Here is a 10,380-nt window from a genome sequence, read left to right on the forward strand (position 1 = left end):
CGCACGGTGGAAGGGCCGGCCCAGGTTCTCCAGCCGTGTCGAGACGACCGCGTCCGCGCCCTGCTCCCTGGCCGCCGCCATCAGCAGCCGGCGCGCCTGGGCCGGCCCTTCCACCGTGCGCACGGCCAGCTCGCCCAGCTCCCGGGCGACGTCGCGGCCCGGCGGGGACGGCTCGGCGGTGACCGTCACGACCCGCCAGACCGAACGTTTCTGCAACCGTCCCGAGAGCTGCAGCCCGGCCTCCCTGTCCAGCGGCGACGGACCGGCGACGCCGAGCCGGTCGGCGAGGTCGCCGACGTACAGGTCGAAGGCCGCCTCACCGAGCGCCGCGAACTGCTCCATCGAGGTACGCCCCTGCCGCACCGCGTAGAGCACGACGGTCACGCCCGCGACCGCCGACGGCCACCACCACCAGCCGCCGGCGACGTACACCAGGCCCCACCCGCACAAGGACGCGGCGAAGCCGTGCCGCTCGCCACCGCGTTGCAGCTCGGCCCGCACCTCGGCGGGGACGACCAGGAGCACGGCGGGCCAGGAGGCGACCCGGTCGAACCGGTAGTACTCCCACAGCCGCGTGTCGAGCGCCCGGATCCGGTCGCCCATCCAGGTGGGGCATCGGGGCGGGACGAGGCCGACGCGGTCGCGGGCGGCCAGCGCCGCGGAGCGGTCGCCGGTGGCCTGCTCGAAGGCGGTGTTGCGGCGTTCCCACCGCTCCCAGCGCCACCGGGTGAGCACCCGCGCCAGGGGCGACAGCGGCCACCAGCGCCATTCCCCGAGCCACAGCCACCGCACGCACAGCGCCAGCAGCCGGGCGGCCAGCCCGGCGGCCACCGCCCCGGCGACGAGCCAGGCCAGCGTCTGCGCCGCCTGCCCCTTGCCGGCGTCCTGGGCCAGCCGCCCGATCCGGGCCACCAGCGCCGCCACGTCCAGGCCGTTGCGATGGCCGACGGCCAGCAGCGCCACCAGCAGCAGGCCGGGCAGCACCACACCGGTCAGCCAGCGGTCGGGCAGCCGCTTGCCGAGCTCGGACAGCAGCCCCGACACCTCAGGACTCTTTCAGCTTGCGCCCGGCGACCGCGCAGACCGGGACGGCCACTCCCGGCTCCTCGATCGGCCGGAACTCCCGCCCGCACAGCCCGGAAGGGCAGCGATAGACGAAGTCGAGGGGACGCCGTTCGCCGGGAAACGGAGCCCAGTCGCGGTATCCGCCGAGGAGGCCGCCGACCATGCCCTCGCCTTCCATGGCCGCGTCGAGCTCCTCGAACAGGTCGCCGAGGCCAGGCTCGCGGCGCCTGATCGCCAGGCGGACGCGTTCGATCAGGTCCGTGTCGAGCATCAGTTCCATCAGGGCCTCGTGCTGGCGGCAGAACTGCTGGACATACTCCTCGATCATGGTGCGGAGCCTAACGATCCGGATTGTCGCTGACTTGCGAGCGGCTTGACCGGCCGGCTCGCTGCTCAGGCCGCGCGCGGCCTCGGTAGTCTCTGGGAATCGTGGGTTCGGGATCGGTACGGAGGCCGTGGATGGCGTGGTTGGCGCGGGGTTCGAGCCGGTTGTACGGCCTGATGGTGCTGTCGGCCGTGGTGGTGCTGGTCGCGGACCAGGTCACCAAGTTCTGGGCGGTCGCCGCGTTGTCCGGCGGCGAGCGGCTCGCCGTGATCCCCCCGCTGATCCACTTCCGGCTGCTGTACAACGCCGGCGCCGCGTTCTCCACCGGCACCGGCGTGACCTGGGTGTTCACCCTGGCCGCGGCGGCGGCCGTCATCGGCGTGCTCTACATCGCGCGCCGCCTGGCCTCCGCGGGCTGGGCGTTCGGGCTGGGGGCGCTGCTCGGCGGCGCGGTCTCCCACCTGGGCGACCGGCTCTTCCGCGAGCCCGGTTTCGCCCGCGGGCACGTCGTCGACTTCATCGACTACGGCCCGTTCGTGGGGAACGTCGCCGACATCGCGCTCTTCTGCGCGTGCGTCGCGATGATGGTGCTCAGCCTGCGCGGGGTGCCGCTCGCCGGGGCTCCGCGCGAGGAGTCCGCCTAGTACGGGCCGGGAGCGGCCGTCAGCCTCGGCGGCGCGCGCGGCTCAGCATGACCAGCCCGGCGATGAACGACACGAGCAGGATCGGCGACAGGATCGCGAGGGCGCCCCAGACGAAGATGCCGAGATAGCCGAGCGCGGACGAATTGTACGTCGGGTCGCTGTCAGCGGCCGCGAACAGCCCGAACCCGAGGACGAGACCGGTCACCGCGAGCGCGACCGGCGTCCACAGGAGCACGCGGGCCCACACCCGGTACGCCCGGCTGCGGACACGCCCGGCCGGCGGCACGTGGGGCTGCGGGGGATACCCAACGGAATCGCTCATGTCGCATTTGTATCAGCTCGTTGGGCCTCGCCCGGTACCGCCGGGGCCGGTCGCGGGGAGGATGCGTTCGCCGCCGAGGTGCCGTCCCGTCGGGGGGCCTGGTGCTACGGTTGGCTCGCAAATTCGCGCGTTGGGGGACATATGTTAGGGATTGTCCGGCCGTGTCGGCACGCCCTGTGCAAGGGGCTCTACGCCGACTGGATGGGCCACCTGTGCGGGCTCTGCCTGGCGCTCCGCGACGAGCACGGACACCTGTCGCGCCTGGTGACCAACTACGACGGCCTGCTCGTGTCCGTCCTCACCGAGGCCCAGTCGCCGGCGTCCGCGTCGCGCCGGAGGGCGGGCCCGTGCGCGCTGCGCGGCTTCAAGAGCGCCGACGTGGTGGAGTCCGAGGGGGTACGGCTGGCGGCTTCGGTGTCGCTGCTCCTGGCGGCCGGCAAGGTGCGCGACCACGTGTCGGACGGGGACGGCGCGTACGCCCGCCGCCCGGTCGCCGCCGGCGCGACCCGTCTGGCGGGCCGCTGGTCCTCGGCCGGCACGGCCACGGCCGGCGCGCTGGGGTTCGACCCCACCCCGCTGACGGCGGCGGCCGACCGCCAGGCCCTGCTGGAGCGCGTCCCCGCCCAGGCGTCCCCGAGGAGGGGCCTGCCGGAGCTGACGGTGCCGACGGAGGACGCCGTGGCCGCCGCGTTCGCGCACACCGCGGTGCTCACGGGCCGGCCGCACAACCGGGAGGCCCTGGAGACGGCCGGGCGCGGATTCGGGCGGCTGGCCCACCTGATCGACGCGGTCGAGGACCTGGCCGACGACCGGGCGTCCGGGGCGTACAACCCGCTGGCGGCCACCGGCACCGGCCTGGACGAGGCGCGCCGCCACTGCGACGCCGCGCACGCCGAACTGCGCGCCGCCGTGGACGAGCTGGACCTGCCCCGCCCCGCCCTGACCCGCGCCCTGCTGGTCCGCGAGACCGGCACCGCCATCTCCCGAGCCTTCACCACCGCCGGCACGCACACCCCCGGCCACCCACCCGGCCATCCCGGCGCGCCCCCCGAGGGACGGCCGCCGAAACGGGATCCCGGCGGGCTGCTGTCAATGGCCTGCGCCACGATGACCTGCTGCACCTGCGGCCTGTACCGGCCCGCCTGGGACGAGGAGCACGAAAGCTCCTGCTGCAGCCGCCTCGACTGCTCCGGCTGCGACTGCTGCGGCAACTGCGGCAACTGCTCCTCCTGCTGCCCCGGCGAAAACTGCTGCTGCGACGGCTGCAGTTGCGACGGCTGCAGTTGCGACTGCGGCTGACCACCACGGGAATCACGCCGGCAGATCATGGGCCGGAGGTCACGCCTGTAGATAGTGCAGGACGGCGAGGACACGGCGGTGGTCGTTGTCCGACGGGGGCAGGGCGAGCTTGGTGAAGATCTGCGTCACGTGTTTCTCCACCGAGCCGTACGACAGGAACAGCGCGCCGGCGATGGCGTTGTTGGAGCGCCCCTCCGCCATCATCGCCAGCACCTCGCGTTCCCGGGGAGTGAGCGTGCCCAGGGCCTCCGCCCGCCTGCTGGCCCCCATGATCTGGGTGACGACCTCGGGGTCGAGGACGGTCTGCCCGGCCGCGATCCGGTCGAGCGCGGCCAGGAAGTCCTTGACGTCGGCGACGCGCTCCTTCAGCAGATAGCCCACCCCCTGGGCCCCGCCGGCGAGCAGTTGGGTTGCGTAGCGGGTCTCGATGTACTGGGAGAACACCAGCACGCCCGTCTCCGGGTGATCGCGGCGGATCAGGATCGCGGCGCGCAGGCCCTCGTCGGTGTGCGACGGCGGCATGCGCACGTCCACCACGGCGATGTCGGGACGGTGCTCCGCCACGGCGGCCCGCAGCGCGTCTCCGTCGCCCACGGCGGCGACCACCTCCCGGCCGCGCGAGGTGAGCAGCATGCACAGGCCCTCCCGGAGCATCACGGCGTCCTCGGCGATCACGATCCGCATGGGCCGTCCCTTCAGGTGCGCGTTCACAGGTGCAGCGGTAGTTCGACGGTGATGACCGTAGGCCCTCCAGCCGGACTGTGGACGTCGAGCGTGCCGTCCACCGTCCGGACCCGGGCGGCCAGGCCGTGCAGCCCGGATCCGGTCCGCATCGCCGCGCCGCCGACGCCGTCGTCCCGCACCCGCAGGGACAGCAGGCCGTCTGCCGTCCGCGCCTCGACCGTGGCGTGGCCGGCGGCGCTGTGCTTGATCACGTTGGCGAGCAGTTCGGTCGTGCAGAAGTAGGCGACGGCCTCGACGGCCCGGGGCGGACGTTCGGGCAGGTCGGCGTCGAGGCGGACGGGGATCGGGCTGCGGGCGGTGAGTGTGGCCAGGGCGGTCTCCAGCCCGTGGTCGAGCGCGGGCGGGTGGATGGCGCGGATCAGGTCGCGCAGTTCGGCCACCGTCTCCTTGGCGTCACGGTGCGCGCCCTCGACGAGAGCGCGGGCGCGGTCCAGCCGGCCGGGATCGGGGGCCTGCTCCAGTTCCTCCCTGGCCATGCCGAGGCTCATGGCCAGCGTCACCAGCCGTGCGGCCGTCCCGTCGTGCAGGTCTCGTTCGATCCGGCGCAGCCTGGCGACCGCGTCGTCCACGGCCAGCGTCCGCGCCTGTTCCAGCCGGCGGATCCGCGCCTCGCCCGGCCCCGGCCCCAGCAGGCTCCGGGCGAGCAGGCGCTCGGGGGCCAGGGCGAGGTGGACGCCCTTGGGGGCGAGCAGCAGCAGCGCCAGTCCGGCCGCGCTCATCAGCGCCGCCTCCGGCCAGCCGCCGGGGGACAGCCGCGCCAGGGCGGGCAACTGCCACCACAGGGGGCAACCGAGCAGGAGCAGGCCGCCCGCCCACAGCCCGGCGGTGGCCGCGACGGCGACCACGGCGGCCGGCAGCCGGACCAGCGCGTGGCCGACGGCACGCCAACCCGTGACGTCGCCGAGCGCCGCCGTGAACCGGTCGAGCAGGCCTGGCCCGGCGCGGAACGGGGCCGGATCGGGCACCCGCACCCCGGCCAGCGCCCGCGCCGCCCGCCGGTTGGCCGTGCCCAGGGCTCTGGCCGCCCGTACGCACAGGGCCAGCATCGGCAGGCCGACCAGGTTGACGGTCAGGACGGTGCTCAGCCCCACGAGGACGAGATGCGCCAGGCCGAGCACCGCCAGCACCGGCAGCACCAGCGTGTAGGCGAGGTCACGCCGCGCCGGAGCACGCCGGCAGACGGAGCCGCCCGTTGCTCGCTCGTCCACGCCCCTCCTCGTCCGGTCTCCATCCTGCCGGTCGCTCACCTGTGGGAACACCCGGGCAGCCCGTGGGGGACATCCCGAAGGCACAACGGAGGACATCCCGGTGGTGGCCGTCCGGCCGGTGCCACCACAGTGATCGGCATGATGACGACCAAGCAGCGACGTGGGCGCGGCAGGACCAGCGGGCTGGTCATCGGGGTGACGATGGCGGCGCTGGCGGGACTGGCCCCGGCGGCCTCCGCCGCCCCGGACGCGCAACCGGTCTGGCGCGACTGCGCCGGCCAGGACGTACCGGCGGGCCTGCGGTGTGCCGCGATCGAGGTGCCCGTGAACTGGGCCAGACCGGACGGGCCGAAGGTCGAACTGGAGCTGGCCCGGCTGCCCGCCACCGAGCCCGCCCGCCGGATCGGCAGCGTGCTGGGCGTCCCCGGCGGTCCCGGGGCCAACGGGATCGGCGACCTGAAGCACGCCGCGGCCGACCTCACCGAACTGCGGACCAGGTTCGACCTGGTCGCCTACCGGCCGCGCACCAACGTGTGGCAGGAGCGGATGCCGGCCTCCTGCATGCGACCGGGGACGTCGCTGCTGGATCCACCGGAGCGCAAGCAGTACACGGCCTTGACCGCGGCGATGACCAAGGCATTCGAAGCCTGCCGGAAAGCGGACAGGACCGGCCTGTTCGCCAACCTGGACTCGCTGTCGGCCGCCAGGGACATGGACGCGGTGCGCGCGGCCCTGGGCGAGGAACGGCTGAGCTTCACGGCCAACTCCTACGGAGGGGTGCCCGCCGCCGCCTACGCCCGGCTGTTCCCGCGGCGCATCCGGGCCATGTATCTCGACGGGACGGTCAATCAGGTCGGCGGCTGGGCCGACCTGCGACTGCGCGCTCTCTCCGTCACGGAGCAGGTCTTCGCCAGGTTCACCACCTGGTGCGCCGACACCCCCGCCTGCGCGCTGCACGGACAGGACGCCGGGAAGGTCTGGCGCAAGCTCGTCCGGGACGCCGATCGCCGGCCGATCCCGGTCACCTCGTCCTTCGGCGAGGGCGAGCTGACCGGATGGCACCTGAGGAGTTTCGGGTTCCTCGGCGACCCCGGACCGGACGACTCGCGATGGCTGACCTTCGCCGAGGCGGTCGCCAAGGCCCGGGGCGGGGACGGGTCCGGTTTCGCCGAATTCGCGCTCGGCAACGCGCGGATCTGGGCCGCGCCCGGAGCGCTCGCGATGACGTGCGCGGATGACCGTGGCTTCGGCGGCTACGCGGAACTGCGGACGTACCGCCGTCAGGCGGAGAAGGTCTCGCCGAGCCTCGGGGCGACGGCCCTCGACGCGCTCGGCTGCGCCGGCTGGCCGCTGCCGGTCGCCAACCCGTCCCGCCCGCTGCCGACGCGTGGCCTGCCGCCCTTCCTGGGAGCCGGCAGCACGTGGGGCGACTACGCATGGACCGAGAGCTTCACCCGGATGATCCCGGGATCGGTGACCGTCGCCTACGACGGGCCCGGCCATGTCATGTACCTGTCGGGCAAGAAGTGTGTGATCCGGCACGCGACCACGTACCTGACCGACCTACGGCTGCCCGAGCCGGGCACCACCTGCCCCGCCGAATGATCCAGCCGAAACCTCGGAGAGCCCACTTCGGCGATCGCCGCAGCCTTTCCCTCGCCCGACCCGGAGTCGCTCCGGGCTCAGCTCAGCGGAGAGCCCATGGCCACGCCGTCATCGGACGACGTCGTAGACGAGCTTGGTGACCCCGTTGGAGTAGCCGGCCGACTCCCGCAGCGCCAGGTTCTGCTGGTCCCGGTCCGCACGGCTGAACACGCTCTTCCCCGCGCCCAGGAGGACGGGGAAGACGAGCAGGTTGTACCGGTCGATGAGGTCCGCCTCGCTCAGCCGGCGGGCCAGCTCCGCGCTGCCGTGGATGAAGATCGCGCCGCCGTCGCCCCGCTTGAGCTCGGCCACGTCCTCGGCGGAGCGCAGGATCGCGATCGGCCCCCAGTCCGCGACCAGCTCCTGCTCGGTCAGTGAGCCGGAGACGACGTACTTGGGCAGCTCCTTGTAGGCGGCGTGATCTTCCGAACTCGGCCAGACCGGCGCGAAGAGGTCGTAGCTGCGCCGGCCGAACATCACCGCCGACGTCTCCGCCAGCTCATCGGCCTTCAGCGAGAACGCCTCGGGCACGAACGGAGTGCGGACGACCCATCCGCCGCTCCGGTGTCCTTCGGTCACGTCCCCGGGCGAGTCGACGATGCCGTCCAGCGACATGAACCCCGTGTAGACCAACTCTCGTGCCATGGCAGTCTCCTTCGAATGCGTAGCCGATTGCGCCGGGCGGGCGGCCCGGGACAAGCCTCGCGCAGCCACCGGTGGGCGATCAACGGCGGATCAGCGTAGGCGCATCAAGCACAATTTCACGAGCCACCGACGGAATGGGACGCTTCCCGAAGCGCGGGCATCCGGCATCCTCGGGCGCGGAGCTTTACCGGCAGGTGTGGATGTGGTTGTCGGTGGGTGCGGAGCCGACTTCGCCGAGTTGGTGGAGAACAGCCGCACGGGCGAGCTCCGCCTTGTTCCCGATGCCGAGCTTGGCGCGGATGCGTTTGACGTAGGTGTCCACCGTGTGCTGGCTGATGGTCAGCCGTCGAGCGATCTGGCCATGGGTCAGTCCTTGGGAGATGAGATGCAGAATCTGCGCCTCTCGGTTGGAGAGCTTCGGTTGGCTGACCTCGCAGGCGGTCAAGGTCTCGGCATTCCCCATGAGGGCGACGGCACGCCAGATGTCCTCGATAAGTGATTCGCGCGTGGTGAACTTGTCGATGACCAGAGACGCTCCAGCGTCGAAGAGCGGATCCGTGGTCGGCAGCAGTTGCTGCCGAAGAATGATCACCGGTGCGTGCTTGGACAATACGGCGACCCGGCTGACCATCTCCTTCTCCAGGAGCGCGTCCGAGTCGATCAGATAGATGTCGCTTCCCCGGACCGCCTCTTCGGCGCATCTCGGCTGCACCGCCCGAACCTCCAGGTTGGCGCAGGAAAGCATGCTGACCAGTCCGGCGCAGATTATCTCCGAGCGAGAAAAGACTCTGACTCGAATCACGCTTCTACCGCTCTTTCTGTCGCGGAGGCTGAACCTGGGTCGAGGTGACCGGAGGCAGGGTCCCGTCCAGCCACCGCCGCCTCACTTCCGATACGCGTACTTTGCCGCTGGTCGTCATCGGCATGCTCCCGGTCTTCAGCAACACGACCGAGGCGACATAGAGGCCGAGGCCGGAGGCCAGACGCCGCTTCGTCGCGTTCTCCACCTCGGCGAACGACGACCGGCCCGGAGCGAAGTCGCGGGACAGTTCAGCCACGAGACACACCTTCTCCTCCTCAGGAGGAGAGCCTCGGACGACGAAGGCGGCGACGCGTCCGGCTCGAATGCCGTCGATGCGCTCGCAGGCGCGGGAGATGTCGCTCAGGTAGTAGTTCTGGCCGTGATGCGTGAAGCTTTCGGCGCTCCGGCCGAGTACGAAGAGGTGGTCGGCGTAGAGAAATCCGACGTCGCCCGTCGCGTGCCAGCCATCGGCGCCCTGCGGGTGGTCGCGATTCGTGTTCCAGTAGCCCGAGAAGTTCTGCGGACCCCGGACCAGGATGTCCCCGACCTGCCAGCGGCCGTGCGCGCCGGAGATTCGGAGGCCGGTGTCCGGAAGCGCGACCCCGGAGGAGATCAAGTTGACCGGCCGTTGATCGGCGGGTTCGCCGGCGCGTAGTTCGGTCCGCGGTACGGCAAGGTGTATCGGGCGGGCCGTCGGCGTGCACGTGGAGACCGTCAGCGTCGCCTCCGCCAGGCCGTAGGAAGGGCAGTAGCTGCTCTCCCGGAAACCGGAGGAGGAGAACTTCCCGACGAATCTCGCCATCGTGTCCGCGTGCACGACCTCGCCGGCATTACGCGCTATTCGCCAGCGGGAAAGGTCCCAGCGGGCGGCCTCGTCGTCGCTGATCTTTCGCACGCAGAGGTCATAGGCGAAATTCGGCGCGCTGGACACCGTGCCGCGGCAGCCGGACAGTGCGGCGAGCCAGCTCCCCGGATTCCGGACGAAGTCACCAGGTGTCAGCAGGACCGATCGATAACCGGAGAACAGCGGTCGCATCAGCCCGGTTATCAGGCCCATGTCATGGTAGAGCGGGACCCAGGTGACGGCGGTGTCGCTGTTCTCCTCGCGATAGACCTGCGCGGCCTGGCGGCAGCTCGACAGCAATGCCTCATGTGAGATGCGGACGCCCTTGGGATCGCCCGTGGACCCGGAGGTGTACTGAAGGAACGCCGTCGGGCTGTTCCGCGCGCCTGGCGGCGGGTCGGCAGCGTACTGACGGAGCGTCTCCCAGGTGACGACGCGGGTCGTGAGAAAGCCGGTGAGATCTGCGGCCCAGCCCTCCAAGGTGACCGCGACGACGGGTGCGCAGTCGGCCGCGATCGCGCGCAGCCGGTCGCGGAACGCCTCCCGCCGCCCGATGTCGGGCACCGGTGCCGGGACCGCGATGGCGCCGGCCCCGATGCATCCGAGTACGACGGCGGTGAATCCCTCGTCGTTGGGAAGCGAGATCAACACGCGTTCGCCCGGCAGCACACCAAGATCCCGAAGTCCCGCGCGCACCCTGTCGGTGAGGTGCAGCAGCTCTCCGAAGCTGAGACCTTTCCTGACCTGCTGATCCCGCCAGAGCGCCACCGCACCGGAGGAGCCGTCAGCAGCGGCTCTCTGCCGCAGCCAGTCGTAGGCGGTGCCGCGAATGGTCAAA

Annotated in this window: 11 protein-coding genes; 3 read left to right on the forward strand and 8 right to left on the reverse strand. The window is 71.8% G+C overall.

Features of this window, described 5'->3' with window-relative positions:
* On the reverse strand, positions 1-1,044 hold a 1,044-nt coding region (locus FAF44_RS25375; protein ID WP_237105756.1), incomplete at its 3' end, for a hypothetical protein.
* Between the two features lies 1 nt (position 1,045).
* Positions 1,046-1,393: a hypothetical protein gene (locus FAF44_RS25380; protein WP_237105757.1), complete on the reverse strand. Its 348-nt coding sequence runs from the start codon at positions 1,391-1,393 to the stop codon at positions 1,046-1,048.
* 131 nt (positions 1,394-1,524) lie between these two features.
* Here FAF44_RS25380 and FAF44_RS25385 point away from each other — a divergent pair, with 131 nt between their 5' ends.
* Positions 1,525-2,034, forward strand: coding sequence for a signal peptidase II (locus FAF44_RS25385; RefSeq protein WP_237105758.1), 510 nt, complete (start codon positions 1,525-1,527; stop codon positions 2,032-2,034).
* A 19-nt stretch (positions 2,035-2,053) separates the two neighbouring features.
* On the opposite strand, the gene FAF44_RS25390 is transcribed toward FAF44_RS25385, so the two are convergent.
* A complete protein-coding gene (locus tag FAF44_RS25390) occupies positions 2,054-2,356 on the reverse strand; it encodes a hypothetical protein (protein ID WP_237105759.1) in 303 nt (100 codons plus the stop codon).
* Positions 2,357-2,497: 141 nt separating this feature from the next.
* On the opposite strand from FAF44_RS25390, the gene FAF44_RS25395 reads away from it, so the two are divergent.
* Positions 2,498-3,655 carry a DUF5685 family protein gene (locus FAF44_RS25395; RefSeq protein WP_237105760.1) on the forward strand — a complete coding sequence of 386 codons (1,158 nt, stop codon included), beginning with the start codon at positions 2,498-2,500 and terminating at the stop codon, positions 3,653-3,655.
* Positions 3,656-3,694: 39 nt separating this feature from the next.
* Here the strand turns inward: FAF44_RS25395 and FAF44_RS25400 are convergent, their stop codons facing one another.
* Entirely contained in the window at positions 3,695-4,339 is a 645-nt protein-coding gene (locus FAF44_RS25400) for a response regulator transcription factor (RefSeq protein WP_237105761.1), read from the reverse strand.
* Positions 4,340-4,362: 23 nt separating this feature from the next.
* Positions 4,363-5,607, reverse strand: a complete 1,245-nt coding sequence (locus tag FAF44_RS25405; protein ID WP_237105762.1) for a sensor domain-containing protein — start codon at positions 5,605-5,607, stop codon at positions 4,363-4,365.
* 138 nt (positions 5,608-5,745) lie between these two features.
* Here FAF44_RS25405 and FAF44_RS25410 point away from each other — a divergent pair, with 138 nt between their 5' ends.
* The gene (locus FAF44_RS25410) at positions 5,746-7,212 is read left to right on the forward strand and encodes an alpha/beta fold hydrolase (protein WP_237105763.1); all 1,467 of its coding nucleotides are present in this window, start codon (positions 5,746-5,748) and stop codon (positions 7,210-7,212) included.
* Between the two features lie 108 nt (positions 7,213-7,320).
* Here the strand turns inward: FAF44_RS25410 and FAF44_RS25415 are convergent, their stop codons facing one another.
* From FAF44_RS25415 to FAF44_RS25425, 3 genes are all read right to left on the reverse strand, one after another.
* The gene (locus FAF44_RS25415) at positions 7,321-7,896 is read right to left on the reverse strand and encodes a dihydrofolate reductase family protein (RefSeq protein WP_237105764.1); all 576 of its coding nucleotides are present in this window, start codon (positions 7,894-7,896) and stop codon (positions 7,321-7,323) included.
* A gap of 184 nt (positions 7,897-8,080) precedes the next feature.
* Positions 8,081-8,641, reverse strand: a complete 561-nt coding sequence (locus tag FAF44_RS25420) for a LuxR C-terminal-related transcriptional regulator (RefSeq protein ID WP_237105765.1) — start codon at positions 8,639-8,641, stop codon at positions 8,081-8,083.
* A gap of 61 nt (positions 8,642-8,702) precedes the next feature.
* Positions 8,703-10,379 (reverse strand): AMP-binding protein, encoded by a 1,677-nt coding sequence (locus tag FAF44_RS25425; protein WP_237105766.1) that lies wholly within the window; start codon positions 10,377-10,379, stop codon positions 8,703-8,705.
* Position 10,380: the final 1 nt, after the last annotated feature.

It is taken from the genome of Nonomuraea sp. MG754425 (assembly GCF_021699195.1).
In the GTDB taxonomy this organism is placed as follows: domain Bacteria; phylum Actinomycetota; class Actinomycetes; order Streptosporangiales; family Streptosporangiaceae; genus Nonomuraea.

Coding starts and splice junctions, on each gene's coding strand:
- FAF44_RS25380 (WP_237105757.1), bottom strand. CDS start 1,393: ATGATCGAGGAGTATGTCCAGCAGTTCTGCCGCCAGCACGAGGCCCTG.
- FAF44_RS25385 (WP_237105758.1), top strand. CDS start 1,525: ATGGCGTGGTTGGCGCGGGGTTCGAGCCGGTTGTACGGCCTGATGGTG.
- FAF44_RS25390 (WP_237105759.1), bottom strand. CDS start 2,356: ATGAGCGATTCCGTTGGGTATCCCCCGCAGCCCCACGTGCCGCCGGCC.
- FAF44_RS25395 (WP_237105760.1), top strand. CDS start 2,498: ATGTTAGGGATTGTCCGGCCGTGTCGGCACGCCCTGTGCAAGGGGCTC.
- FAF44_RS25400 (WP_237105761.1), bottom strand. CDS start 4,339: ATGCGGATCGTGATCGCCGAGGACGCCGTGATGCTCCGGGAGGGCCTG.
- FAF44_RS25410 (WP_237105763.1), top strand. CDS start 5,746: ATGATGACGACCAAGCAGCGACGTGGGCGCGGCAGGACCAGCGGGCTG.
- FAF44_RS25415 (WP_237105764.1), bottom strand. CDS start 7,896: ATGGCACGAGAGTTGGTCTACACGGGGTTCATGTCGCTGGACGGCATC.
- FAF44_RS25420 (WP_237105765.1), bottom strand. CDS start 8,641: ATGCTTTCCTGCGCCAACCTGGAGGTTCGGGCGGTGCAGCCGAGATGC.